This window comes from Streptomyces sp. NPDC034043 (assembly GCF_055575675.1).
The window spans coordinates 40033-65755 of sequence record NZ_JBVISF010000015.1 but is presented as its reverse complement, the minus strand read 5'-3'; the positions used below and the strand labels follow the sequence as shown (position 1 = coordinate 65755).

Genomic DNA, 25723 nt, shown 5'->3' with positions numbered 1-25723 from the left:
CGGTGCGGGCGGGCTCAGAACCCGGAGGGCCCCATGGCGATGACCGGCTTCGCCGCCGGGTCCAGGGTCCGCAGCAGCTGCTTCATCGCCTCCTTGGGGAGGCCGACGCAGCCCTGGGAGGGGCCGTCGTGGTCCACGTGGAGCCAGATGTTGCCGCCCTTGTCCTCGCCCTCCGGCATGCCCGGGTCGAGCGGGGAGACCCCCTTGCGGCGGTTGTAGTCGATGGCCACGACGTAGTCGAAGGAACCGTCGAGGGACTCGCCGTTCACGCCCCGGCCGGACGGGACGAAACCCTCGTCCTGGTCGTACGGGAGTTTCGTGCCGGGCGGCGCCGGCAGCAGCCCGCCCGCGTCGGTCAGGGAGAACACGCCCTGCGGGGAGGTCAGGTCCCCGTACTCGCGCTCGGTCGACCAGCCCTTGGCGCCGTTGCGGGCCGGCCAGTGCCCGGCGGCGGTCCAGTCGGCGCCCGGGGCGGTCCGCTGGAAGAAGGTGACGGTGGAGTCCGAGGAGTCCTTCGCCTTGCCGGTGACCAGCACCAGCTGGCGGGCGCTCGCCGGGATCCGGGCACGGGTCGCCGCGCTGAGGGACGCGGGGAGGCCGTGGAGCGCGTCCGCCCGGGGGGTGCCGCGGGTGGCGTGGGCGGGGACGCCCTGCGCGGGGGCGGCCTGGGGGCGGACCCCTTGGGCGGCCGGGCCCTGGGGGCGGGCGTCCGAACGGGCCGCCGGGACGGGCGCGCCGGGCTGCTCGTGCAGGGCGTGCACCCAGCCGGCGGCGAAGGTCAGCAGGCCGAGGACGGCCACGGCGATCAGGGCCTTCGGCGGGCGGGCGGCCGAAGCGGAACGTCGGCGTTCGGCCGCGCGGGGGCCCGTACGGGACAGCGTACGGCCACCGGTCCGGAAGCGGGAGCCGGCTCGGGCGTGCTTGCTCATCCACCCGAAGGTACATCAGGTGATCATCGTTCCCCGCGAACGGCGGTACGCCGCGCACCGTGCGGCGCGGGAAAACGGACGCCGCCGCCCGGGCCGCCGCCGGGCCCGGGCCGCCGCCGGGCTCCGCCGGCGGCCCGGTGCCGGTCACCGTCGGCGTGGCGCCGGCCCGGCGACGGCCCGGCCCGGGGGGCGGGGGCGGCTCCGGAGCGGAAGCGGAACCATCACGGGGACCGGCGGAGCGGCACGCCCCGGCCCGGCACTCCGGCACGCCTGCACTCCTCCGACCCCTCCCGCCCCGGTACCGCCCGACTTACTCTGATCTGATGAGAACTCCGCGCCAGGCAGCCCGCATTGTCGTCCTCTCCCCCAGCGGATCGGTGTTCCTGTTCCGCGAGAACAACGTCGAAGTCGGCATCCACTGGCTGCCCCCGGGCGGCGGGATGGACCCGGGGGAGACCCCGGAGGAGTGCGTGCGGCGCGAGCTGCGCGAGGAGACCGGGTGGACCGACCTGGAGCCGCAGCGGCTGCTGTGCACCTGGGAGCACGACTTCACCCACCAGGGCGTCCGGGTTCGCCAGCACGAGCACATCTACGTCACCACGGGCCCCCGCCGCGAGCCGGTCCTCGAAGCCCCCGGCATCCACTGGCAGTGGCTCTCCCCGGAACGCCTCGCCGGCCTCGGCGAACCGCTCTGGCCCCCGCGCCTGCCCGAGCTCCTCGCCCGCACCCCCGCCGAACCGGTGCACCTGGGGCTGCTCGCCTGAACCGCACCGAGATGCGGGGCGGGCCGGCCGGGCCGTACGGGGTCAGCGCTGGGCGGTGGCCCGCGCGTAGAGCCTGGCCGCGTAGTCGCCGAGGACCGTGCTCGTGGAGACGTCGTCCGTGTCCCCGCCGGTCAGGATGCCGATGATCTTCCCGTCGCGGCCGATCCAGGCGCTGCCGCTGGTGCCGCCGGGGAAATCGGCGCAGTCGAAGCGCTGCTCCCGCTCACCGGTGCGGACGGCGACCGCCGTGCAGGTACGCGGAACCTTGCGGTCGGCGGGGTAGCCCGTCACCGTGACCTCCTCGCCCGCGCGGCCGGAGGTGTCCAGCGGCGCGCCGCCGGTGACGTCCTCGATGGCGCGACCCTTGTCGTCGGGGGCGAGACGGGCGAAGGCGAGGTCGTAGTCGTCGTCGGTGCCCTCGGCCCAGCGCTCGTCCTCGTAGACCTCGTCGAGCTTCCACACGCCGTAGGGGGCCGTTCCGTTCACGTACCCGGGAGCGAAGACGGCGCCGGCGCCACCGGACTGCTTGCCCTCCATCAGACAGTGGCCGGCGGTGACGATCAGGTTCTTGCCGGGGCTGCGCACCACGGTCGCGGTGCAGAAGTGCTCACCGTCGAGGCCCCCGGTGAAGAGGGCGCCGGTGAACGCGGCGGTCCCGCCGGGCCGTGGGTTCGCGGCGGCGGGCGACGTGGCGGCCGGCGGCGGCGTGGCGAGCTGCGGCTTGGACACCTGCGGCCGTGACGGCCCGGTCGGTGACGCCGAGGGCAGGGCCGACTCGGCCCGCACGGGAGCGGCCCCCTCGGGGGGCGGAGCCAACTCGGCCACCGCCGCAGAGGCGCCCAGCGCCGCCAACGCACACAGCACCGCCGTCACCACGGACCGCTTGTCCACCGCCATGATCCCTCCCGCTTCGCCCGTGGCGAGCATGCCTTGGGGGTGCACCGAAGAGCAAGGCCGGAGGGTCGGGCGGACCGGGGTTGGCGCGAACCAACCTGGCCGAATCACGTCGGAGACGGGCGGCGCCCCCTGCGCCTGTCGCGGCGCGGGCAGACCGGGCGGGGGACGGGGCACGGGGACGGAGCCCTGGTGGGGCCGGGTCGGGGAGGGTTTGGGGGTTTCCCGTCAGTCCCATCGTCCTTCCGGTTCGTGCCGGTCCCTCAAGGGCGCTCACTTCGTTCGCGTCGCTACGCGATGTCGCTTCGCTCCACCCTTGACCGACCGTCCCGCCCCGGAAAGACAAGGACTGCCGGGAACCCCCCAAAGAAACGGGACGGTCCAGAGGAGAAGGGACGGGTCCGTCACGGACCAGTCGAGGGGCCGGGCGCCGGCCCACCGGGCATCCGGGCCCCCTTCTGCCTCATCCGAGCCAGGGCCCGCGACAGATCGCTACGCGCTCCTCCCGGCTTGGCGACAGCGGGCCTCTGGGGCTGATGCCCGCACCAGAGGGTGACGAGCAGCCCGCCAGGAGCCGACAGGCGCACCAGATCGCTACGCGCTCCCCTCGTCTCAGCGTCCGACGACCGTCCTGGGCAGATACCCGCAGACGCGAGGGACCGGTATCCGTTCCTCATGTAACGGCGGCCGTCCGGAGCGGAGAATGGGCGCATGAGTCGGGAACACATGGATCTGAACGGTGTCGTGGGCATCGGCGAAGACGGTGACGGGCTGCCGTTCTACGTACGGATCACCACGGGCGAGCTCACCTATGACCGTGGCGAGGGAGCCTTCGACTTCATCCAGGTCGTCCTCTTCCAGACGGCGGCACCGGGACGTCCGTCGGATGCGAACGACATGTTCGAGACCGACGGACTCGACGAGCTGGCCGCCGAGCTGCGCAGTGGAGTCCTCGACTGGTACGGCGAGCGCCTCGACTTCCGCCCCGCCACCTCAGAGGAGCGCGACGTGATCCACGCCGCCACCGGATGGGCGCGACGGGTCCCGGTCGTCCCCTGATGCGCCTCTGATCGACATCTGATGACATCCCGAGGATCGCGCAGCGATCTGGCGCGCCTGTCGGCTCCAGATGGGCTCCTGATCACCCTCTGGTGTGGGTATCGGACCCAGAGGCCCGCTGTCGCCGAGATCTGAGGAGCGCGTAGCGATCTGATGCGCCTGCCGGTCCCCGGCGGGCTTCTCGTCACCCTCTGGTGCGGGTATCGGCCCAGGACGGTCGTCGGACGCCAAGCCGGGAGGAGCGCGTAGCGATCCGCCGCGGGTCCTGGCTCGGATGAGGCCGAAGGGGGCCCGGATGCCCGGTGGGCCGGTGCCCGGTCCCTCGACTGGTCCGTGACGGACCCGTCCCTTCTCCTCTGGACCGTCCCGTTTCTTTGGGGGTTCCCGGCAGTCTTCGTTTTTCCGGGGCGGGACGGTCTGTCAAGGGGTGGCCGAAGGCCATCGCGAAGCGACGCGACGAAGGAGCGCCCTTGACAGGCCGGCCCGACGCGGAAGGACGATGGGACTGACGGGAAGCCCCCGACCTTCCCCGAGACCGCCCGGCCGGAACCCCGTCAGCCCGTGACGCCGCCGAGGAAGGCCACCCAGGCCGCAGGGGCCAGGGCCAGCTCGGGCCCGGCCGTCACCTTGGAGTCCCGGACGTGGACGGCCTGCGCGCAGGTGGCCACCTCGACGCAGTCGTCACCGTCGGCACTGCTGTACGTCGACTTGTGCCAGGAGAGGGCTACTTCGACGCAGTTGTCGCCGTCGCCTCGGGCGGATCGCGGCGTACTTCAGGGCCCAGGGCTTCTCGGAGTCCGTCACGCCCGGCTCCCACGGCATCGACGTCTGGGCGGAGGGGACCATCTTCCGGATGCCGTTCTTCGTCTTCCAGGGCGCCCGGGACGTGATCACCCCGGCGGCGCGGGCGAAGGCGTACTTCGACGCGGTCGAGGCTCCGGTGAAGGCGTTCGAGCTGATCGAGGACGCGAGTCACTTCGCGGCGCTGCGCCACCCGGAGCGCTTCCTGGAGCTCCTCCCGAGGCACGTCCGCCCGGCCGTGACGGCCGCCCGCACCACCGTCTGACGGCCTCCGGCGTCAGTCCGCCGTGCCGCGCGGGACGACCCACCGCATCGACTGGCCCGTGACGGCGGCGATCATGTCGTAGTCGCCGTCGTAGTGCAGGACGGTCGCGCCGTGCCGTTCAGCCGTCGCCGCGATGACCAGGTCCGGCAGTGACACCGCCTTCCACTTCCCCGTCTCGATCAGCTGCTTCTGCACCTCCAGGGCCCGGTCCCAGACCTCGTCCGGGGCCGGAAGCCAGGCGAAGGCTCCCCACCCTGCTCGGACCCGGTCGGCGTCCGCCTTGGAGCGGGCGCCGTAAAGAACCTCCAGTTCCACCGCGCCGCACACACCCAGCACTCCCGCAACGTGCAGCGGATCGATCACGGCACGCACTGGCGGCTTGGGATAGCGGGCCGGGGCGGACTTGTCGATCAGGAAGCGCTCGGTCATACCGCCCTGGCCTGCACATCGTCGACCTCACCGGCAGACGGCTCCACCGGGCCGGTCAGGTCCGGCAGCCCAGAGCCCCTCCGCCGTCAGTCCCAGCAGGTCGATCGCGTTGCCCCGCACGATGCGGTCCACCACCTCCGCGTCCAGGTGGCCCATCTGCGCCTCGCCGACCTCGCGGGACTTCGGCCAGGTGGAGTCCGAGTGGGGGTAGTCCGTCTCGTAGAGGACGTTGCCCACGCCGATGGCGCCCAGGTTCCGCAGCCCGAAGGCGTCGTCGAAGAAGCAGCCGAAGACGTGCTCCGCGAAGAGCTCGGACGGCGGGCGGTGCACCTTGTCGGCGACTCCGCCCCAACCCCGGTTCTCCTCCCAGACCACGTCGGCGCGCTCCAGGACGTAGGGGATCCACCCGATCTGGCCCTCCGCGTACATGATCCTCAGGTTCGGGAAGCGCTCGAACTTGCCGCTCATCAGCCAGTCGACCATCGAGAAGCAGCAGTTGGCGAAGGTGATGGTGGAGCCGACGGCCGGCGGGGCGTCCGCGGAGGTGGACGGCATCCTCGACGAGGAGCCGATGTGCATGGCGATGACCGTGCCGGTCTCGTCGCAGGCCCGGAGGAAGGGGTCCCACTCGTCGGTGTGGATCGACGGCAGCCCCAGGTGGGGGGGTATCTCGGAGAAGGCGACCGCGCGCACGCCCCGGGCGGCGTTGCGGCGGACCTCGGCGGCGGCGAGGTGCGCGTCCCACAGCGGGACCAGGGTCAGCGGGATGAGGCGGCCGTGTGCCTCGGGGCCGCACCACTCCTCCACCATCCAGTCGTTGTAGGCACGTACGCCGAGCAGCCCGAGCTCGCGGTCCTTGGCCTCGGTGAAGGTCTGGCCGCAGAAGCGCGGGAAGGTGGGGAAGCAGAGGGCGGACTGGACGTGGTTGACGTCCATGTCGGCGAGCCGCTCGGGAACCGAGAAGGAGCCCGGGCGCATCTGCTCGTAGGTGATGACTTCCAGTTTGATCTCGTCACGGTCGTACCCCACCGCGGTGTCGAGGCGGGTGAGCGGCCGGTGCAGATCCTCGTACACCCACCAGTCGCCGACCGGGCCCTCGTCGCCCCTCGCGCCCATGACGGGCGCGAACCTGCCGCCGAGGAAGGTCATTTCCTTGAGGGGGGCGCGGACGATCCGGGGGCCGGTGTCGCGGTACTTGGACGGGAGCCGGTCCCGCCAGACGTTGGGGGGCTCAACCGTGTGGTCGTCCACCGAGATGATCTTCGGGAAGGTCTCCATGCGCTCTACCGTAGCGCTGATCTGACGAACCGTCAGCTACTCCGGCCGCGGTCGCGCTTCGGCCAGGAGCGGATGGCTCCGCCGCGGGCTGACGCGTACGCGCGACACAGGGCAGACTGACCCTTAAACCGACGGAAGGCAGGGGGGACGACAGATGGACGGCGTACCGGCCATCCCGCACCAGCGGAACCACCCCGAAGCGGCCCGGTCCCGCACCAACACCCGCACCGACAACCGCACCAGCACCAGCACCCGCACGCCCCCGGACACCCCCGTGTCCCCCGGCGCGCACGCGGCAGCCGCCCCGGCCCCCTCCCCCGCCACCGCCACCGCCACCGCCGACAACCGCTTCGCCGTCCTCGGCCCCGTCCGCGCCTGGCGCGGCGGCGTGGGACTGCCCTCCGGCAGCCCCCAGCAGCGCGCGCTGCTCGCCGTACTGCTCCTGCGCGACGGCCGCACCGCCACCGCACCCGAGCTCATCGACGCCATCTGGGGCGACGACCCCCCGCAGCAGGCCCTCGCCACCATCCGCACCTACGCCTCCCGGCTGCGCAAGGTCCTCGAACCCGGGCTGCTCGTCAGCGACGCCGGCGGTTACGCCATCCGGCTGCGCCACCAGGAGGCCCTGGACCTCGGCATCGCCCGCAGCCTGGCCGCCGACGCCGAGAAGGCGCGCGCCGCCGGGGACCGCACCCTCGCCCGTACGCTGCTGGCCCGCGCCCTGGAGATGTGGGACGGCGAGCCCCTCGCCGGGGTCCCCGGCCCGCACGCCGAGACCGAGCGCACCCGTCTGTCCGAATGGCGCCTCCAGCTGCTGGAGACCCGCCTCGACCTCGACCTGGAGGTCGGCCACCACGCCGAGGCCGTCTCCGAGCTCACCGCCCTCACCGCCGCCCACCCCCTCCAGGAGCGGCTGCGCGAGCTGCTGATGCTCGCCCTCTACCGCAGCGGCCGGCAGGCCGAGGCCCTCGCCGTGTACGCGGACACCCGTCGGCTCCTCGCCGAGGAACTCGGCGTCGACCCGCGCCCCGAGCTCTCCGCGCTCCAGCAGCGGATCCTGAACGCCGACGCCGAACTCGCCCGCGCCGAGGGCCCCGCGCCCGCCGCCGCACCCGTCCCCGTGAGGCCCGCGCAACTGCCCGCCACCGTGCCCGACTTCACCGGGCGCGCCGCCTTCGTCACCGAGCTCGGGGAGATCCTCGCCGGCGCCGACGGGCAGGTGATGGCCGTCTCCGCGCTGGCCGGCATCGGCGGTGTCGGCAAGACCACCCTCGCCGTGCACGTCGCGCACGCCGCCCGCCCGCACTTCCCCGACGGCCAGCTCTACGTCGACCTCCAGGGCACCGAACCCCGCCCCGCCCTCCCCGAAGCCGTCCTCGGCTCCTTCCTGCGGGCCCTCGGCACCCCCGACAGCTCCATCCCCGACTCCCCCGCCGACCGGGCCGCGCTCTACCGCTCGATCCTCGACGGCCGCCGCGTCCTGGTCCTGCTCGACAACGCCCGGGACGCCGCCCAGGTACGGCCGCTGCTGCCCGGCACCGCCGGCTGCGCCGCCCTCGTCACCAGCCGGGTCCGGATGTCGGGCCTCGCCGGGGCCCATCTCGTCGACCTCGACGTGATGAGCCCCGAGGAGGCCCTGCAGCTGTTCACCCGCATAGTGGGCGCCGAACGGGTCGGCGCCGAACGCCAGGCCGCCCTCGACGTCGTCGGCGCCTGCGGGTTCCTGCCGCTCGCCATCCGCATCGCCGCGTCCCGGCTCGCCGCCCGCCGCACCTGGACCGTCTCCGTCCTCGCCGCCAAGCTCGCCGACGAGCGCCGCCGCCTCGACGAGCTCCAGGCCGGCGACCTCGCCGTCAAGGCCACCTTCGAGCTGGGCTACGGCCAGCTGGAGCCCGCCCAGCAGCGCGCCTTCCGCCTGCTCGGGCTCGCCGACGGCCCCGACATCTCCCTGGCCGCCGCGGCCGCCGTCCTCGACCTGCCCGAGCACGACACCGAGGACCTCCTGGAGGCTTTAGTCGACTGCTCCCTGCTGGAATCCGCCGCGCCCGGCCGCTACCGCTTCCACGACCTCGTACGCCTCTACGCGCGTGCGTGCGCCGAACGGGACGAGCAGGCCCCGGGCCGCGAGGACGCCCTGGACCGGCTCCTCGACTTCTACCTCGCCACCGCCGCCCGCGTGTACTCCGTGGAGCGCCCCGGGGACCGGCTCCCCGCCCACCTCAGTGCCACCCGCCACCCCGGCCTGGTCCTCACCGACCCCCGCGCCGCCCTTGACTGGCTCTTCGCCGAGGCCGACCCGCTGCTGGCCTGCGTACGGCAGTCCGCCGGCCGCCCGGGGGCCCTGCGCCGGGCCGTGGACCTGCTGTGGGCGGCCAAGGACCTGTCCGAGTCCGGTGCCAACTCCAAGCAGTACGAGTCCGCCGCGCTGACCCTGTGCGAGGCAGCCCGCGCCGCGCGGGACCCGCGCGCGGAGGGCCGGGCGCGCACCACGCTGACCATGGTCCACCTCTTCGCCGGGCGCTTCTGCGAGGCCGACGACGAGGCCCGCCAGGCCATGGACCTGGCGCGCGAGGCCGGCGACCCGCTGCCCAGCTGCTGGGCCCCCAACGACCGGGGGATCATCGCCCTCTACCAGAACCGCTACGAGGACGGCGAGCGCTACCTGCTGGAGGCCATAGAGAACTTCCGCGCCGACGACAACCGCATCGGCGAGGCCAGCGCCCTGTGCAACCTCTCACGCATCCACGTCGGCCTGGGCCGCCTCGGCAGCGCCATCGACCTCGCCCAGCAGGGCATCGCCGTCTACGACCGGATGGGCCTGACCCTGCGCCTGGCCAACGGCCGCTACGCGCTGGGCATCGCCCTCACCCAGGCCGGCCGGCTCGGCGAGGCCCTCGCCCAGCTCGGTGAGGCCCTGTCGCTGTTCCACGACAACCGCCAGCCGCTGTGGGAGGGCGTCACGCACTTCCGGCTCGCCGAGGCGCACCTGGCGGCGCTGCGGCCCACCCTGGCGGCCAAGCACGCCGAGCAGGCCATCGCGCTGCGCGGCATCGGCGGGGAGTGGCGCCGGGCGACGGTGCTGACCGTCCTCGGGAAGGCGCTGTGGCGCCTGGGCCAGCCGGACCGGGCGCGGGCCTGCTGGCGGGACGCGGAGACGGTGTTCGCCCAGCTGGGGTCCGCCGAACTGGCCGAGGTGCGGGCCCTGCTGGCGTCGGAACTGGCCGCCTGACCGCGCCCCGGGCGGCGCGGCGGCCGGGTGGCGGCCGGGTGGCTTCGCGATGGACGTGGACGTTCATCGTTCGTTTATCGCCTCACGCCACCATGGATACATCGACCCGGCGCTTCGGGGGGCATCCGGGCCGGTTGGAGGACTACCCGTTCGGCGGTCCACGGGGGAACCGCCGAACGGGCCCGACACACGATCTGGAGATCCGATGACGACGAACGAGAACAGCCTGCCGCTCGACGGAGACATCAGACCTTTCGACAACCACGCCTCGGGCGCCGAGGTCGATCCGCGGGAGCTTCCCGCGGAGCCGCCGGTGGCGCAGCCCGGGGAGACACCGGACGGGGTCCACGCTTCCGGCGAGGAGATCGTCTCGCTGGACAACCACGCGTCCGGCCCGCTCCCGTAACACCGGGAGCACGGCAAGGCGTACGGGGGGAAACGTACGGGGGGCCCTTGAGCGGTCGTACGGGGGAACCGCTCGGGGGGCGTACGGGGGGGGGGAGAACGCCGGGACGGACGGTCCACGGGGGATTCGGGGGAATCCGGGCCGTCCGCACGGGGGAACGACGCACGGGGGCCGCGGTGGCCGGAGGGGGACCACCGCGGCCGCCGCGCGTCCGTGTGTCCACGCCCGGGCGGGCCAGGTGGACGGCAGGGGCACGGCGGGGGCACGGCGGGGGCACCGCCGTAGGATGTGACCGTGTTCACTTCTCAGGGCCCCAGCCTGCGCGAACTGGCCGTCCAGGCCCTTTCGTCCGTCGAGCGCGGCTACGACCTGCTCGCACCCAAGTTCGACCGGACCCCGTTCCGCACGCCCGACCGGATGCTCGACGCCGTCGAGGAGACCCTCGCCGCGCGGGAGGGCTCCTTCGGCTCGGGCCTGGACGTCTGCTGCGGTACCGGCGCCGGCCTGGGGATGCTGCGCCGGCTGTGCCGGGACCGGGTCACCGGGGTCGACCTCAGCGCGGGCATGCTGGCGCAGGCCGCGCGGGCGCACCCCGAGGGCGTGGACCTCGTACGGGCCGACGCGCTGGCGCTGCCGGACGCGCTCGGGGACGCGTACGACCTCGCGGTGAGCTTCGGGGCCTTCGGGCACTTCCTGCCGGCCGAGCGGCCCGCCCTCTTCGCCGGGGTGCACCGCGCGCTGCGGCCGGGCGGCGTCTTCGCCTTCCCCGTCTCCGCCCCGGTGCCGCTCACCTCACCGCTGTGGTGGGCGGTGGCGGGCTTCGACGCGGCGATGCGGGTGCGCAACGCGGTGTGGCGCCCGCCGTTCGTCATGTACTACCGCACCTTCCCCTTCGGCCCGGTCCGCGCGGACCTCAGGGCGGCCGGCTTCACGGTGGAAACGGTCCCGCTGGAGCACTTCGGCCACCGCGAGGACGGCACCCCGCACTGGCGCCTCCTCCTGGCCCGCAAGGCGGCCACCGCCTAGGGTCCGTCACCAGACGCGGTCGAAGGGCAGGTGGACCCGTTGCTGGTCGGTGACGTCGTGGCCGGCGCGGAGGCGGGCCGCGTCGTTCGTGGACAGGGCGCGGCCGTAGACGCGTACGTCGTCCAGGGCGCCCGCGTAGAAGGCCTTGTAGTCGGGCTGCGTGCCGAGGTGGATGGTGAAGGCCCCGGTGGGGCGGAAGTCCATCTGGTCGGGGGTCAGTGCGGTGGTCGCGGGCGGGGCGCCGTCGACGGAGAGTTCGAGGCGGGTGCCCTTGCGCTGGAGGACGACGTGGTGCCAGGTGTCGTCGTCCACGCGGGTGCGGGTGGCGACCGAGGCGGGGCCGGTGCCGGCGTTGACGGTGGCTTCGAGGCGGCCGGTGGCGGGGTCGGCCTCGATGCGGAACTGCCGGGCGGCCGGGCCCTGGCCGTAGCCCCAGACGAGGGGCTGGCGCAGGCCGCTCTCCTCGTCCTGGCCGCGGGTCTTGTACTTGACCCAGGTGGTGACGGCGAAGTCACCTTCGCCGAGGCGTAGTTGGTCGGGGCAGTTGATCAGGCGGAGGAAGTCGTCCTTGCCGTCGAAGCGCATGGCCTTCCCGCCGTCGGGGCGGTTGCCGAGCCTGGGGGCGCCGTGCACGACGGCGTGGTGGTGGAAGGGGGTGGCGTCGGTGGTGTGGCGGGGGGTCAGGTCCTCGGTGGCGGCCCGGAGCTCGTGGGGGCCGAACGCGGTGAACTTGATGTACCCGTGCGGGGTGCCGTTGGCGGTCTCGTAGAGCATGCCGATCCGGCCGCCCGGCAGGACCGTCATGTCGGAGTAGCCGGCGCGTTCCCGCAGGACGACGGCGCCGCCCTTGGACCAGGTGCGGCCCTCGTCCTGCGAGGTGCGCACGGCCAGGGTCCAGCGGTCGGAGAACTCTGCGCCGGGGCGGCTGGGCGCCGACAGCAGCAGGGGTCCGCCGGGGAGCTGGAGCACGGAGCCGGAGGCGGGCGGTGCCGGGAGGCCGGTGACGGGGAGGAAGCCGGGGTCGGGGACGGCGGGCGCGGCGGCGTCCTCGACGATCGCGGAGACGCGGTGGTCGTCGGTGCCGCAGGTGGCGGTGGAGCGGGCGTTGATGTAGATCCGGCCGTCGGGCAGCTGGGTCAGGGCGGGCTCGTTGGGGGCGGGGGTGCCTTCGGGGGCGCCCCAGCGGGCTCCGGGCCGCCAGGTGAGGCCGCCGTCGTCGCTGTAGAGGAGCTGGGCGCCGGATTCGTTGGACTCGGTGCGGTAGTCGGCGCTGACGACGAGCCGGCCGGGGCGGTCGGGGCGGGTCGGGGTGAGCTGGATGCCGTGGCCGGGGCCGACGGAGACCCAGGCCCAGTCGGCGCCCTTGAGCTGGGGCTGCGGGGCGGGGTCGGTGCTCCAGCCGGCGCCGTCGTCGGTGCTGTGGGCCAGGCGCAGTTCGCGGGGGCCGCGTACGCGGTTGCCGTCGGCGTCGGGGGTCCAGGTGCTGTAGGCGTGGAGCAGGGTGATGCGTCCGGAGGCGGAGTCGACGACGGGGACGGGGTTGCCGTAGGCGCCGGGGTCGCCGGCGCCGCGGACGACCTGCATGGGGCCCCAGGTGCGGCCTTCGTCGGTGGAGCGCTTGAGGACGATGTCGATGTCGCCGATGTCGTTGCAGCTCGCGGTGCGGGCCTCGGCGATGGCCAGCAGGGTGCCGTCCTTGGTGGTGATGAGGGTGGGGATGCGGTAGCAGTCGTAGCCCTCGGTGAAGGCGCTGAAGGGTGCGGAGACGGCGGCGGTCAGCCCGGGTGCCTTCTTGCCGCCGGGCCCGCCGGCCGGCCTGCCGCCTCCGGCGGGCGCGCCGGGCAGCAGGACGACGGCGGCGAGGACCAGCGCGACGACGACGGCGGCACCGGCCCATATCCGGACGTCCCAGCGAAATCGAACACCTGCTTGTTGCCAGCTCACCCGTGCAGGCTAACGCGGGTGGCGGGGAGGGCCGCCGAGGGCGGGCCGGGGCGTGTCGGGGCGGCGGCGGGCGGGTCGCGGCGGCCGGGGGGGGCGGTCGTACCGCCCCGGTGGCCGCGGTCAGCGTTTCCTGAGCTCGGTCTTGAGGACCTTGCCGCTCGCGTTGCGCGGGAGCGCGGGGAGGAACTCCACCTCCCGGGGGACCTTGTAGTTGGCCATCTCCCGGCGGGACCAGGCGATCAGGTCGTCGGCGGTGAGGGTGGAGCCGGGGCGGCGGACCGCGTACGCCTTCCCGACCTCGCCGAGCCGCGGGTCGGGGACGCCGACGACCGCGACGTCGGCGATGTCGGGGTGCAGGCCGAGGAGTTGCTCGATCTCGGCGGGGTAGGCGTTGAAGCCGCCGACGATGAACATGTCCTTGATCCGGTCGGTGATGCGCAGGTTGCCCGCCGCGTCGAGGACGCCGACGTCGCCGGTGCGCAGCCAGCCGTCGGGGGTGATGGCGGCGGCCGTGCCCTCGGGGTCCTCGAAGTAGCCGCGCATGACGTGGTGGCCGCGGACGAGGACCTCGCCGGGCGTGCCGGCGGGGAGGGCGGTGCCGTCGGGGCCGGTGACGCGTACCTCGGTGCCGGGGATGGCCCGCCCCGAGGTGGCGGCGACGGTCTCGGCCGGGTCGTCGCGGCGGCACATGGTGACGATGCCGCCGGCCTCGGAGAGCCCGTAGGCGGTGAGGACGGTGGCGATGCGCAGTTCGGCGCGGAGCCGTTCGACGAGCCGGAGGGGGACGACGGCGGCGCCGGTGACGACCAGGCGCAGGGCGGACAGGTCGTGGTGGTCGCGCTGGGGGTGGTCGAGGAGGGACTGGTGGAGGGTGGGCGGGCCGGGGAGTACGGAGATCCGTTCGGCGGCGATGTTGGCGAGGACGGTGTCGACGCCGAAGACGGGCTGGGGGACCATCGTGGCGCCGCGCATCAGGCAGGCGATGATCCCGGCCTTGTAGCCGAAGGTGTGGAAGAAGGGGTTCACGATGAGGTAGCGGTCGCCCTCGCGCAGTCCGGCGAGCTCGCTCCACACGGCGTAGCAGCGCAGGGTCTGGGCGTGGGTGATGACGGCGCCCTTGGGGCTGCCGGTGGTGCCGGAGGTGAAGATGATGTCGGAGGGGGTGTCGGGGCCAATGGCGTCCGCGCGTTCGCGGACGGCCCGGGCGGGTACCGCGTCGCCGCCGGCGAGGAAGTCCTTCCAGGTGCGGAAGGACTCGGGGGCGTCGCCGGCGAGGACGACCGCGTGCTGGAGGTGGGGCAGGCCGGGGAGGGGTCCGGTGCCGGGGCCTTCGGTGGTGGCGCGGCGCAGGGAGGCGACGTAGGAGGTGCCGAGGAAGGTGCCGGTGACGAACAGCAGGCGGGCCCGGCTGCGACGCAGGACGTACGCGGCCTCGGCGCCCTTGAAGCGGGTGTTGAGGGGGACGAGCACCGCGCCCGCGGAGACGGCGCCGAGGGCGGAGACGATCCACTCGAGGCCGTTGGGCGCCCAGACGGCGACCCGGTCCCCCGGCTGGACGCCGGCGGCGAGACAGGCCGCGGCGGCCCGTTCGACGCGGGTGCCGAGCTCGGCGTAGGCGATGCGGGTTCGTCCGTCGACGACGGCTTCGCGGGTCGCGTACCGCTCGGCGGCGTCCCGCACGAGGGCGGCGACGGTGCCCCAGCGCAGGTCGCCCCGGGGGTCGGGGCTCGCGGTTCCGGTGGCCGGGGCCGTGGGGCCGGTGCCCGGCCCGGATCCGCGTTCGATGCCGTTCGCGCCCGCGCCTTCGTACATCCGCCCGCCCTCCCTGGATCCCAGTAGCTGACTATCCGTCAGATTAGCTGTAGCCTTCGCGGCTGTCAGTACTGGTGCACCCGGAGGTGGCGATGGCGGCAACGCTCAAGGACGCTACGGCAATCGTCGGAATCGGCCAGACCGCCTTCGCCAAACGGCTGCCGCAGTCCGAGAAGGAACTGGCCTGCCGGGCCGTCCTCGCGGCCCTCGCCGACGCGGGCATCGCACCCGCCGAGGTCGACGCCTTCGCCTCCTACACGATGGAGGAGACCGACGAGGTCGAGGTCGCCAAGTCCATCGGCGCCGGCGACGTCACCTTCTTCTCCAAGGTCGGGTACGGCGGCGGCGGTTCCTGTGCCACCGTCGGCCACCTCGCCGCCGCCATAGCCACCGGCCAGGCCACCGTCGGCGTCGCCTGGCGCTCGCGCAAACGCGGCAGCGGCCCCAGACCCTGGAAGAACACCGCCGTCCAGCTGCCCACCCCCGGCCAGTGGACCCGCCCCTTCGGACTGCTGCGCCCCGCCGACGAGATCGGCATGCTGGCGCGCCGCTACATGCACGAGTACGGGGCCACCCGCGACCACCTCTTCAACGTCGCCATGGCCTGCCGCAACCGGGCCAACGAGAACCCCGCCGCGATGATGTACGAACGCCCGCTGACCCGCGAGATGTACATGACCTCCCGCATGATCAGCGACCCGCTCTGCCTCTTCGACAACTGCCTGGAGACGGACGGCGCGCTCGCCTGCGTGATCGTCTCCGCCGAGCGCGCCCGGGACTGCCGGCAGAAGCCCGTCTACGTGCACTCCGCCGCCCAGGGCCTGCCCGCCCAGCACCACGGGATGGTCAACTACTGGAACGACGACCCGCTGTCCGGCCCCGCCTGGACCGCCGCCCGCCACCTGTGGAAGCAGGCCGACTTCGGCCCGGCGGACGTGGACGTCGCCCAGATCTACGACGCCTTCACCCCCCTGATCCCGCTCTCCCTGGAGGGCTACGGCTTCTGCGGGCGCGGCGAGGGCGCCGCCTTCACCGAGGGCGGGGCCCTGGAGACCGGCGGCCGGCTGCCGGTCAACACCGGCGGCGGCGGGCTGAGCGAGGCCTACGTCCACGGCTTCAACCTGATCAACGAGGGCGTCAAGCAGCTGCGCGGCACCTCCACCGCGCAGGTGCCGGACGCCGCCACCTGCCTGGTGACGGCGGGCGAGGGAGTCCCGACGTCCGCGATCCTGCTGCGCGCGTGAGGAACCGACGATGACCACTGCCGAAGAGTCCCCTGCCGGAGAGTCCCCCGCCGAAGAGTCCCTCCTGCTGCCCGTCCCCGACGAGGACGGCGCCCCCTTCTGGGAGTACGCCGCCCGGGGCGAACTCCGCGTCCAGGCCTGCGCCGCCTGCGGCCGGCTGCGCTTCCCGCCCCGGCCCTGCTGCCCGCACTGCCGGTCCTTCGACGGCGAGTGGCGTCCGATGAGCGGCCGGGGCCGGATCTGGTCCTACGTACGGCCGCACCCGCCGCTGCTGCCCGCGTACGCCGCGCAGGCCCCGTACAACGTCATCCTCGTGGAGCTGGCGGACGCGCCGGGGATCCGGCTGGCCGGGAACCTGGTCGCCTCGGCCGACGCCCCGCTGAACTCCGTGGACCCGGCCCGGCTGCGCATCGGCGCCCGGGTGCAGGTGGCCTTCACCGAGACCGGCGGGATGAGCGTGCCGCGCTGGATCCTGGAGAAGGCGTGACCCCGCGCGTGGAACGGGACGGGGCCGCCGGGGTCGCGGTCGTCACCCTGGACCGGGAGCACCGGCACAACGCGATCGACCTGGAGACGGCCGCCGCGCTGGCCCGGGTGTGGCGGGAGCTGCGCTTCGACGCGGACGTGCGGGCGGTGGTGCTGACCGGCGCGGGCACCGCCGCCTTCTGCACGGGGATCGACCGGTCCGTGGAGGTGCCGCAGCCGCGGTCCCCGTACTCGGCCGACGACCCGCTGATCGCGATCGGGCCGAAGGCCAACGACCTGTGGAAACCGGTGATCGCCGCCGTCAACGGCATGGCCTGCGGCGGGGCGTTCTACCTGCTGGGCGAGGCGGAGTTCATCGTCTCCTCCACGAGCGCCACCTACTTCGACCCGCACACCTCGTACGGGATGGTCAGCGCCTACGAGGCCGTGTACATGGCGCAGCGGATGCCCTTCGGCGAGGCGGCCCGGATGTCCCTGATGGGCACCGCTGAACGCCTCTCCGCGCGGCGGGCGTACGAGATCGGGCTGGTCTCGGAGCTGGCGGAACCCGGGGAACTGCTGGAGGCGGCGCTGCGCTCGGCGCGGACCCTCGCCGGGTTCCCGGCGGAGGGCGTACAGGGCACCGTGCGGGCCCTGTGGTCGGCGAAGCGGGCCGCGCTCCAGCAGGCCCTGGACCAGGCGCCGGCGCTGATCGCGCTGGGGAACCTGCCGCCGGAACGGCAGGCGGAGCTGTTCGCGCGGCGCGGGCGGGGCGCGGGGTTCCGGCTGCGATGACGGGCGCCGCGCGGGCGGGGCGCGGGTTCCGGCTGCGCTGACGGGCGGGCCCCGGCCGTCCGACGTGTCGGCATTCACCACCCCACACCCGGAACGCCCTCCTCCATTCTCTGCGCCACCAGCGAAGACGCCCCCCTGCCCGCGCTCCGCCGACGGAATCCGTGGTTGCATCCCGAGCACCGAACCCGGCGGCCGCCGCACCCCTCCGCGTCCCTTCGGTGCCAGCGAACCACCCTTGAGGAGCACGGCACCAGTGCGCACCATCTCCACCGAGATCACCATCGACGCGACCCCCCGGCAGGTCTGGGCGGTCCTCGCCGACTTCCCCCGCTACCGCACCTGGAACCCGTTCATCCGGGAGGCCGCCGGGGAGGCGGTACCCGGGGAACGGCTGGCCCTGAGGGCGTACCCGCGGTCGGGGAGGCCGACGGCGTCCCGGCCGACCGTGCTGGTGGCCGTCCCCGGCAGGGAGCTGCGCTGGGGCGGGCCCTTCCTCCTGCGCGGCCTCTTCGACGCCGAACACTTCCTGCGCCTGGCCGAGGGCCCGGACCGCACCACCCGGCTGGAGCACGGGGAGCGCTACCGGGGGCTGCTGGTCCCCTTGCTCGGCAAGCTGCTGGCGGGCACGGCCCGCGACCTCACCGCGATGAACGACGCCCTGCGCGCCCACGTGGAATCGGCCCGCACCCCGTCCTGACCCGCCCGGCGTGCGGCCCCCAGACCGCGGACGTAGCGTCGGGATCATGACCGCTACCCCGGAGGGACGGGCATGATCCGCAACGCAGCCGGCTCGCTCATGGCCCTGATCGGGGCGATCGCCGCCGTCTGGAGCACTTTCCGCGCCTGGTACGACGGCCGTCCCGGACGGGACTACCGCCTCGAGGAGCTCTTCTCCGGCTCCGGCATCACCGACGACGGGGCCGCGCCGTTCGGCTCGCTGCTGCTGCCCTGCCTGTGCGCGGCGGTGCTCGCGCTGCTGGCGGTCGTACGGCGCTCGCGGCTGCTGATGGCGGTCGCCGGGGTCGTCGTCCTCGGCTTCGCGGTGCTCTGGATGGTCCGGCAGGGCCAGGCGGCCGGGGGCCTGTCGGTCGGCGTCGAGGGCACGGGCCTCGGCGACGGGGTGGCCAACGCGTTCGGCGCGGGCGCCCTGCTCCTGCTCGCCGCGGCGGTCATGCGCGGCCGCCCCCGCCGCCGCCGCCGCGAACTGCCGCGCGATACGACGGCCCCGGAGCCGGGGGAGCCCTGAGACGGCGGCGGCCCCGCACCCCGGAGGGGGAGCGGGGCCGACCGGCACGTGCGGTGGATCAGGCGGCGTCGACGACGCCGGAGGCGGCGATCTCGATCTTGCCGCGGGTGGCGCCCGAGGGGGTGCCCAGCTTCTCGATGGCGTCGACCACTTCCTGGCCCTCGACGACCTCGCCGAAGACGACGTGCTTGCCGTCGAGCCACGGGGTGACGACGGTGGTGATGAAGAACTGCGAGCCGTTGGTGTTGCGGCCGGCGTTCGCCATCGACAGCAGGTACGGGCGGTCGTGCTTCAGGTCGAAGTTCTCGTCCTCGAACTTCGCGCCGTAGATGCTCTTGCCACCGGTGCCGTTCTGGTTGGTGAAGTCACCGCCCTGGAGCATGAACTGCGGGATGACGCGGTGGAACGGCGAGCCCGCGTAGCCGAAGCCGTGCTGGCCGGTGGCGAGCTCGCGGAAGTTCTGGGCGGTCTTCGGGACGACCTTGTCGAAGAGGCTGAAGACGATGCGGCCGGCGGGGGCGCCGTCGATGCTGATGTCGAAGTAAACGTTGCTCATGGGTCCCATCCTGTCACTCCCGGTGCGGAACGCGACCCGAGGGTCCACCGACGGCCTTCGTGGCGCGTCGCCGCGCCGCTCGGGCGACGTACGGACATATGCCATCGGCGTGTCGTCGCGGCGGGGGCGCCCGCGGGCCCGCCGGGCCGTCCCCGGCGCGGCCGCGCGCCCCCGCGCCCCCGCGCCGGCAGGGCCGGGGGGGCTGGGTCCGCGTCAGGCGCCCGTGCGGGTGCCCGTGCCCTTGGCGGCGTCCAGGGCGTAGACGCAGCGGTCCTTGCTGCATGCGTAGACCACGCCCGCCTCCGCCACGGGGGCGCCGGTGATCTCGCCGCCCGTGGCCAGCTTCCAGCGGAGCTGCCCGCCCGCCGCGTCCAGGGTGTAGAGGCAGTGGTCGGCGGAGCCGAAGTGGACCCGGCCGTCCGCGACCACCGGGGGGCCGGTGATCTCGCCGCCCGCCGCGAACCGCCACTTCGGGGTGCCGGTGACCGCGTCCAGCGTGTACAGGGCGCTGCCCGCGCCCAGGTGGACGCTGCCGTTCGCCACCAGGACCGGGTCCGCCGCCGGGCGCGGCTCGGTTGCGATGCGCCAGCGGTCCTTGCCGGTGGCCGCGTCCAGGGCGTACACGGTGCCCAGGTAGTCGGCGAGGTAGACGCCGCCGCCCGTGACCGCCGGCCCGGGCGCGAACGCGGGCGGGGCCAGGAAGACCGCGGGGGCCTCGAAGTGCCAGCGGACCCGGCCCGAGGCGCGGTCGACGGACAGCACGCGGGTGCCGGCCGCGACGTAGACGTTGCCGTCGGGGGCTGGGGTGACGCGGACCGGGACGTTGCCGCAGGATGCCGCGTCGCCGACCGGGTACGACCAGGCCTCCTGGCCGGAGCGGGCGTCCAGCGCGCGCAGCCGGGCGTCCTGCCACACGTAGACGGTGCCCTCGTGGAGGACGGGGGCCGCCTCGGGGGTCTCGAAGTCGGACTGGGCGCCGCTCAGCTCCCACAGCTTCTGGCCGTTGGACGCCTCCCAGCCCTGGACGCCGCCGCCGCGCGTGGCGGTGATGACGGTGCCCCGCTCGGCGCGCAGCGCGTACACCCAGGCGTCGGCGTTCACCCGCCACCGCTCGGAGCCGTCCTTGGCGTCGAGGGCGAAGAGGGAGGGGCCGTCGGAGGCGTGGATGCGGCCGTCGGCGACGGCCATGGACCAGGCGACGTCCCGGGTCTTGAACTGGCGCCGGCCGCTGCCGACGTCCAGGGCGTGCACCTCGAAGGAGGTCACGTACAGCAGGTCGCCCGCGACGGTCGGGGTGCCCCAGACCTCGTTGGACATGCGGAAGCGCCACGGCCGCCAGCGGCCGCTGTCCGGGGACGGTCCGGGAGCCGGCACGGACGGGGTGGCCGGCGGGGCCGCGGCGGACGCGGAGACGCCGGCCGGCGGGCGCACCCAGCCCGTCGCCGAGTCCGCGGCGGCGTGCCCCGCAGGGGCGGAGGCCGTCGCGCGCGGGCCGGGCCCGATCGGCACCGGCGAACCGCCGAGCAGCACCGGCATGCCGGGCATCGAGGACACCGGCACCGGGGCGGGCCCGGGCACCGGGGGCGGGGTCAGCGGCGGCCGGTCCGGGCGCGGCGGCGCGGCCTGCCCGGTGCGGGGGTCCGCCCACGGTTCGGCGGCGCCGCGCGGGGGCCGGCGGTGCGTGGGACCGGCGGGCGGCGCCTGGGAGGCCACGGGGGGCGGGGTGGTCCCCGTACGGTTGCCCGCGCGGCGGGCCTCGATCATCGCGACGGCCCGCTCGGGGAGCCACGCGGAGGCCGTCCCGCTGTCGTCGCCGCCGTCGAACAGGTGCGGGGCGAGCTGCGCCTGGAGGTCGGCGGGGGTCGGGCGCCGCGTGGCGTCCATCTGCATGCAGGAGTCGATCAGCGGCCGCAGCTCGTCCGGCAGCCCCTCCAGGTTGGGGCCCTCGCGCAGCAGCATGAACACCGTCTCGACCGGGTTCGCCCCGTGGTACGGCGGGTGCCCGGTCGCGGCGAAGACGAGGGTCGAGCCGAGCGAGAAGACGTCGCTGGCGCCCTTGACGCCGCGCGAGTCCTTCGCCTGCTCGGGCGACATGTAGGCCGGGGTGCCGACGGCGACGTTCGTCATCGTCAGCCGGGTGTTGGACACCCCGCTCGCGATGCCGAAGTCGATGACGCGGGGGCCGTCCTCGACGACGAGCACGTTGGACGGCTTCAGGTCGCGGTGGACCAGCCCCGCGCCGTGGATGGACTGCAGGGCCTCGGCGATGCCGGCCGCGAGCCACCGTACGGCCCGGGCGGGCATGGGCCCGCACTCGTTGACGATCTCCTCCAGCGAGGGCGCCGGGACGTACGCGGTCGCCAGCCACGGCACGGCCGCCCGCGGGTCGGCGTCGACGACCGCCGCCGTGTAGAAGCCGGAGACGGCGCGCGCCGCCTCCACCTCCCTGGTGAACCGCACCCGGAACAGCTGGTCCTCGGCGAGCTCCGTCCGCACCGTCTTGATCGCCACCCGGCGTCCGGACGCCGACCGTGCGAGGTAGACCAGCCCCATGCCGCCGGCGCCGAGCCGTCCCAGCACCTCGAAGGGGCCGATCCGTCTCGGGTCGTGCTGCGTCAGCTGCTCCACCACTCGCCTCCACTACCTCCCCGTACGGGCCCCTGCCGGACCCGCTTCCACCCGCGCGCGCCTGACAGCGGCCCGCGCACGGGTACGACCCGATTCTGTCAGGCCCGCGCCTGGTCCGGCCCCGGCTCCGGGTGCGCGTTCGCGCGCGGCTCCGACAGGAGCGCGAAGACGGCCCCTTGATTGTCCGCGACGACCGCGATGCGCCCGTACGGCGTGTCGAACGGATCGGCGGTGACGCGCCCGCCGATCCGCTGCACGGTGGCGACGGCGCGGTCGCAGTCGGGGACGGCGAAGTAGACGAGGAAGTGCGCCGGCATGATCTCCGGGAAGGCGTCGGTGATCAGGCTGCGCCCGAGGACGGCGGTGTCGGGGCCGGGCGCGCTGCCGGGCGGGGACCAGAGGCGGTACTCGACGCCGGTCCCGGAGTCGTCCTGGTCCTGCGGGACGTAGCCGAAGACGTTGGCGTAGAAGACGTCGACGGCGTCGCGGGCGCGCGTGTAGACCTCCGCCCAGCAGTACGTGTTGGGTTCGTCCTGGGCGTCGAAGCCGTGGTGGGTGCCGGGCTGCCAGAGGCCGAAGACGGCACCGCCGGGGTCGGCGGCCATGGCGGCGGTGCCGTAGGGGCCGACGGGCTGCGGGTCCATCACCATCTGGCCGCCCGCGGCGCGGATGCGGGCCGCGCAGGCGTAGGCGTCGGAGGTGTACAGGTAGACGCCCCAGACGGTGGGCATGCGGCCGTCCGGCTTGGGGGCGAGGGCGGCGACGTTCCGGCCGCGGCTGTAGGCCTGGGTGTAGTGGCCGTACTCGGCTCCGGCGCTGCCGGCGAAGGTCCACCCGAAGAGCTCGCCGTAGAAGCGCTTGCCCGCCTCGACGTCCGGGAGCGAGGCGTCGACCCAGCAGGGCGAGCCTTCCGCGAATGCGGCTGCGGCCATGGGGCGGGTTCCTTCCGTCGTACGGGGCGTGCGGGTGGGGCGGGGGCGGGCGTCGGACCGGTCGGCGTGCGGTTCGGGCGGTCTCCGGGCGGGTCGGGTCGATTGGAGCGTGGTTGTCCGGACAGAGGATGTTTCATCCCTCTTGGCCATGGTCCGCCCGAAAACTTGTCCACAGCCTGTTGATAAGACTATTCGGGGGATACCACCCGGTACGGAGGGGGTCCCCCGGGTGCCGTGGTCCCGCCCCGGGCTTCGCGGGCGGTGCGGCCGGAATCCGCCCCCCGCGGCCGCGCACGGGCGGCTCCCGGGCTGGTCGGCGGCCTCGTAACCCCATTTGCAGGCGGCCGAATAGCGCGCCGATCCCCCCTCGGTAAGCTGACGGCATGACAGGACAAGTACGCACCGTCGACGGGCGTGTCGCCGGCCGGCGCGGCCAGGCGACGCGGCAGAAGCTGCTCGACTGCCTCAGCGAGATGCTCAGCTCCTCGCCGTACCGCGACGTCAAGGTGATCGACGTCGCGCGCAAGGCCGGCACCTCCCCCGCGACCTTCTACCAGTACTTCCCGGACGTCGAGGGTGCCGTCCTGGAGATCGCCGAGCACATGGCCACGGAGGGCGCGCAGTTGACGGCGCTCGTCGAGGGCCGCAACTGGGTCGGCAAGGCCGGCTGGGCCGCCGCCGAGGAACTCGTCGAGGGATTCCTGGAGTTCTGGCGGCGCAACGACGCGATCCTGCGGGTCGTCGACCTCGGCGCCGCCGAGGGCGACAAGCGGTTCTACAAGATCCGCATGAAGATCCTGAACTCCGTCACCAACTCCCTCACGGAGTCGATGAAGGAGCTCCAGGCCAAGGGCAAGGTCGACAAGGACCTCAGCCCGGCGGCGATGGCGGGCTCGCTCGTCGCGATGCTGGCCGCGGTCGCCTCGCACCAGAAGGGCTTCCAGACCTGGGGCGTCAAGCAGGCCGAGCTCAAGCCGAACCTCGCCCTGCTCGTCCACCTGGGCATCACCGGCAAGAAGCCGACCAGGTGACGGCGGACCCCCTGGAGGGTCCGCCGCCCGGTTCCCCCCGCCACCGCGCGGCCGCGTCGGGGCGCCCTGCCGGGCGGCCCGTGATCAGCGCCGCTCCAGGCGGAACAGTCTGATCTCGCGCTCGACGCGCGCCTGGTACGTCGCGTACGGCGGCCAGAACCTCAGCACCTCCTGCCACGCCGCCGCCCGCTCGGCCCCCTCCAGCAGCCGGGCCCGTACGGCGATGTCCCGCCCCTGCCAGCTCACGTCCGCGTCGGGGTGCTTGAGCAGGTTCCCGGTCCAGGCCGGGTGACCGGGGCGGCCGAAGTTGGAGCCGATCAGCAGCCAGCTCACGCCTCCGTCCTCCGGCATGCACGCGAGCGGTGTGGTGCGCGGCTCACCCGTCCTCGCACCCTTGGCGGTGAGCACCACCCCCGGCAGCATCCGGGCGCTGAGCAGCACCTTTCCCCGGGTCAGCCGGTGCACGGCCTTGTCCAGGGCGGGGATGAAGCGGGGCGCGATCCTGGCGAAGAGGAGGGTCGAGGAGACCTTCTGCATCAGCTTGACGCCGAGAGCCATCAGACGGCCACCCTCTCCGGGGTCACGGACGGTCCGAAGAGGCCCGCGTGGTGCGCGGCGTGCGCGCGGAGGCTGTGGACGGGACCGAAGAGCAGCTCGTCGGCGGCCGCCCGCTTGAAGTAGAGGTGGGCGTCGTGCTCCCAGGTGAATCCGATGCCCCCGTGCAGCTGGATCGCCTCGCCGGCGGTGGTGCGCAGCGCCTCCAGCGCCTGCGCGAGGGCGAGGCCGCCCTGGTCCTGGTCCCAGGCGGCGTAGTAGGCGGCCGAGCGCGCCGCCTGGACCTGTACGTAGAGGTCGGCGAGGCGGTGCTTGACCGCCTGGAAGGAACCGACGGCCCGGCCGAACTGCTCGCGCCGGCGCACGTACTCCACGGTGCGCGACAGCGCCCGGTCGGCCGCCCCGACCGCCTCGGCGGCGAGGACGGCGGCCGCCCCCCGGCCGACGGCGGCCAGGGCGGGGAGCACACCGGCGCCGGTCTCGGCGCCCAGCGACTCCGCCGGCACGTCCCGTAGTTGGACGCGGGCCTGGGGGCGGGTCTCGTCGAGGGCGGTCTGCCGGTCCCGTACGAGGCCGGGCGCGCCCTCCCGTACGAGGAACAGCAGGATCCGGCTCCGGGCGAAGCCGCCGGTGTGCGCGGCGACGACGAGCAGGCCGGCGCTGTGCCCGTCGAGCACCTGCGGCACCTCCCCGTACAGCCGCCAGCCGTCCTCGGCGCGGCGCGCCTGGACCCCACCGGCGCGGCCCCCGCCCGCCCAGTCGCCCGGGGTGTTGTCGCCGGTCAGGGCGAGGGCGGCGGCCAGGACGGGGCCGGGCACGGCGAGGGCGGCCGTCAGCTCCCCGGCGGCCAGCGACGGCAGCAGGGCGGAGCGCTGCCCGGGGGTGCCGAGGGCGGCGACCAGCGGGACGGCGAGGACGGCGGTGGCCAGCAGCGGCGAGGGCAGCAGTGCCCGCCCGGTCTCCTCGCAGGCCAGCGCGAGGTCGCCCGGGGGACAGCCGACGCCGCCGTACTCCTCGGCGACGGCGAGGCCGGGCAGCCCGAGCCGGCGGGAGAGCTCCTGCCACAGCTCGCGGTCGTGCCCCGCGGCGGTCCGGACGGCGGCTTTGACCTCGTCCGGGCCGCAGCGCTTGCCCAGGACCTCGCGCAGGGTACGGCGCATCTCGTCCTGCTCCGCGGTGAAGGCGGCATCCATCGTCGGGCTCCTCCCCGTATCTGACGGGGCGTCATGTTAGGGCGGCGGGGGCGAGAAGCCCAGGGGGCGGGGCGGGGGGTTTGCGGGAGGCGGCCTGAGGGGCGGGGGCCGACGCCCTGGGGGGCGGAGGTCGCCGCCCTGGGGGGCGGGGGTCGCCGCCCCGGGGGGCGGCCTGGGGGCGGCCCGGAGGGCCAGCCCGACCCCGGGTTCCGCGCCCCGGCCCGCACCCCCGGCCGGGGCGC

General features: G+C 74.3%; 23 protein-coding genes and 1 pseudogene. 12 read left to right on the top strand and 12 right to left on the bottom strand.

What is annotated here, in order from left to right; translation table 11 throughout:
* Positions 1-14: 14 nt before the first annotated feature.
* Positions 15-929: a L,D-transpeptidase family protein gene (locus ACZ51S_RS28815; RefSeq protein WP_468803642.1), complete on the bottom strand. Its 915-nt coding sequence runs from the start codon at positions 927-929 to the stop codon at positions 15-17.
* 323 nt (positions 930-1252) lie between these two features.
* Here ACZ51S_RS28815 and ACZ51S_RS28810 point away from each other — a divergent pair, with 323 nt between their 5' ends.
* A complete protein-coding gene (locus tag ACZ51S_RS28810; RefSeq protein ID WP_468803641.1) occupies positions 1253-1693 on the top strand; it encodes an NUDIX hydrolase in 441 nt (146 codons plus the stop codon).
* Between the two features lie 42 nt (positions 1694-1735).
* On the opposite strand, the gene ACZ51S_RS28805 is transcribed toward ACZ51S_RS28810, so the two are convergent.
* The gene (locus tag ACZ51S_RS28805) at positions 1736-2620 is read right to left on the bottom strand and encodes a trypsin-like serine peptidase (protein ID WP_468803640.1); all 885 of its coding nucleotides are present in this window, start codon (positions 2618-2620) and stop codon (positions 1736-1738) included.
* Between the two features lie 678 nt (positions 2621-3298).
* Between ACZ51S_RS28805 and ACZ51S_RS28800 the strand changes: the two genes are divergently transcribed.
* Positions 3299-3646, top strand: coding sequence for a hypothetical protein (locus tag ACZ51S_RS28800; RefSeq protein WP_468962408.1), 348 nt, complete (start codon positions 3299-3301; stop codon positions 3644-3646).
* Between the two features lie 554 nt (positions 3647-4200).
* On the opposite strand, the pseudogene ACZ51S_RS28795 reads toward ACZ51S_RS28800, so the two are convergent.
* Positions 4201-4398, bottom strand: a pseudogene (locus ACZ51S_RS28795) (DUF397 domain-containing protein); the annotation flags it as partial.
* Positions 4399-4499: 101 nt separating this feature from the next.
* Here ACZ51S_RS28795 and ACZ51S_RS28790 point away from each other — a divergent pair.
* Positions 4500-4712: an alpha/beta fold hydrolase gene (locus tag ACZ51S_RS28790; protein WP_468803638.1), complete on the top strand. Its 213-nt coding sequence runs from the start codon at positions 4500-4502 to the stop codon at positions 4710-4712.
* Positions 4713-4724: 12 nt separating this feature from the next.
* Here the strand turns inward: ACZ51S_RS28790 and ACZ51S_RS28785 are convergent, their stop codons facing one another.
* Together ACZ51S_RS28785 and ACZ51S_RS28780 are read right to left on the bottom strand one after the other, a co-directional pair.
* Positions 4725-5141, bottom strand: a complete 417-nt coding sequence (locus tag ACZ51S_RS28785; protein WP_468962406.1) for a PIN domain-containing protein — start codon at positions 5139-5141, stop codon at positions 4725-4727.
* Between the two features lie 27 nt (positions 5142-5168).
* Positions 5169-6419, bottom strand: coding sequence for an amidohydrolase family protein (locus tag ACZ51S_RS28780; RefSeq protein WP_468477101.1), 1251 nt, complete (start codon positions 6417-6419; stop codon positions 5169-5171).
* A gap of 154 nt (positions 6420-6573) precedes the next feature.
* Here ACZ51S_RS28780 and afsR point away from each other — a divergent pair, with 154 nt between their 5' ends.
* The 3 genes from afsR to ACZ51S_RS28765 all read left to right on the top strand — a co-directional run bounded on the left by afsR (position 6574) and on the right by ACZ51S_RS28765 (position 11080).
* Entirely contained in the window at positions 6574-9648 is a 3075-nt protein-coding gene (gene afsR / locus ACZ51S_RS28775; protein WP_468962404.1) for an SARP-family global regulator AfsR, read from the top strand.
* Between the two features lie 205 nt (positions 9649-9853).
* The gene (locus ACZ51S_RS28770) at positions 9854-10054 is read left to right on the top strand and encodes a hypothetical protein (RefSeq protein ID WP_468477103.1); all 201 of its coding nucleotides are present in this window, start codon (positions 9854-9856) and stop codon (positions 10052-10054) included.
* Between the two features lie 294 nt (positions 10055-10348).
* Positions 10349-11080 (top strand): class I SAM-dependent DNA methyltransferase, encoded by a 732-nt coding sequence (locus ACZ51S_RS28765; protein ID WP_468477104.1) that lies wholly within the window; start codon positions 10349-10351, stop codon positions 11078-11080.
* Positions 11081-11086: 6 nt separating this feature from the next.
* On the opposite strand, the gene ACZ51S_RS28760 is transcribed toward ACZ51S_RS28765, so the two are convergent.
* Both ACZ51S_RS28760 and ACZ51S_RS28755 read right to left on the bottom strand, forming a co-directional pair.
* A complete protein-coding gene (locus ACZ51S_RS28760) occupies positions 11087-13024 on the bottom strand; it encodes an exo-alpha-sialidase (protein WP_468962402.1) in 1938 nt (645 codons plus the stop codon).
* A gap of 120 nt (positions 13025-13144) precedes the next feature.
* Positions 13145-14836, bottom strand: a complete 1692-nt coding sequence (locus tag ACZ51S_RS28755; RefSeq protein ID WP_468477106.1) for a FadD3 family acyl-CoA ligase — start codon at positions 14834-14836, stop codon at positions 13145-13147.
* Between the two features lie 92 nt (positions 14837-14928).
* On the opposite strand from ACZ51S_RS28755, the gene ACZ51S_RS28750 reads away from it, so the two are divergent.
* From ACZ51S_RS28750 to ACZ51S_RS28730, 5 genes are all read left to right on the top strand, one after another.
* Positions 14929-16080 (top strand): lipid-transfer protein, encoded by a 1152-nt coding sequence (locus ACZ51S_RS28750; RefSeq protein ID WP_468477107.1) that lies wholly within the window; start codon positions 14929-14931, stop codon positions 16078-16080.
* A gap of 10 nt (positions 16081-16090) precedes the next feature.
* Positions 16091-16567, top strand: a complete 477-nt coding sequence (locus tag ACZ51S_RS28745) for a Zn-ribbon domain-containing OB-fold protein (protein WP_468477108.1) — start codon at positions 16091-16093, stop codon at positions 16565-16567.
* Positions 16564-17340 carry an enoyl-CoA hydratase/isomerase family protein gene (locus tag ACZ51S_RS28740; RefSeq protein WP_468477109.1) on the top strand — a complete coding sequence of 259 codons (777 nt, stop codon included), beginning with the start codon at positions 16564-16566 and terminating at the stop codon, positions 17338-17340. Before ACZ51S_RS28745 ends, ACZ51S_RS28740 begins: the two co-directional genes overlap by 4 nt.
* Positions 17341-17593: 253 nt before the next feature.
* Positions 17594-18037 (top strand): SRPBCC family protein, encoded by a 444-nt coding sequence (locus ACZ51S_RS28735; RefSeq protein ID WP_468477110.1) that lies wholly within the window; start codon positions 17594-17596, stop codon positions 18035-18037.
* Between the two features lie 72 nt (positions 18038-18109).
* Positions 18110-18586, top strand: coding sequence for a hypothetical protein (locus ACZ51S_RS28730; protein WP_468477111.1), 477 nt, complete (start codon positions 18110-18112; stop codon positions 18584-18586).
* Between the two features lie 58 nt (positions 18587-18644).
* On the opposite strand, the gene ACZ51S_RS28725 is transcribed toward ACZ51S_RS28730, so the two are convergent.
* The 3 genes from ACZ51S_RS28725 to ACZ51S_RS28715 form a co-directional block, all read right to left on the bottom strand.
* On the bottom strand, positions 18645-19142 hold the full coding sequence (locus ACZ51S_RS28725) for a peptidylprolyl isomerase (protein ID WP_468477112.1): 498 nt from the start codon (positions 19140-19142) through the stop codon (positions 18645-18647).
* Between the two features lie 213 nt (positions 19143-19355).
* Positions 19356-21773, bottom strand: a complete 2418-nt coding sequence (gene afsK, locus ACZ51S_RS28720) for a protein serine/threonine kinase AfsK (RefSeq protein ID WP_468962400.1) — start codon at positions 21771-21773, stop codon at positions 19356-19358.
* 95 nt (positions 21774-21868) lie between these two features.
* Entirely contained in the window at positions 21869-22702 is an 834-nt protein-coding gene (locus tag ACZ51S_RS28715) for a VOC family protein (RefSeq protein ID WP_388943063.1), read from the bottom strand.
* A 383-nt stretch (positions 22703-23085) separates the two neighbouring features.
* Between ACZ51S_RS28715 and ACZ51S_RS28710 the strand changes: the two genes are divergently transcribed.
* Positions 23086-23733 carry a TetR family transcriptional regulator gene (locus ACZ51S_RS28710; RefSeq protein WP_388943060.1) on the top strand — a complete coding sequence of 216 codons (648 nt, stop codon included), beginning with the start codon at positions 23086-23088 and terminating at the stop codon, positions 23731-23733.
* Positions 23734-23817: 84 nt separating this feature from the next.
* On the opposite strand, the gene ACZ51S_RS28705 is transcribed toward ACZ51S_RS28710, so the two are convergent.
* A complete protein-coding gene (locus tag ACZ51S_RS28705; protein WP_468477114.1) occupies positions 23818-24291 on the bottom strand; it encodes a nitroreductase family deazaflavin-dependent oxidoreductase in 474 nt (157 codons plus the stop codon).
* The gene (locus ACZ51S_RS28700) at positions 24291-25481 is read right to left on the bottom strand and encodes an acyl-CoA dehydrogenase family protein (protein WP_468803629.1); all 1191 of its coding nucleotides are present in this window, start codon (positions 25479-25481) and stop codon (positions 24291-24293) included. The genes ACZ51S_RS28705 and ACZ51S_RS28700 overlap by 1 nt, the downstream gene beginning before the upstream one ends.
* Between the last annotated feature and the right edge of the window lie 242 nt (positions 25482-25723).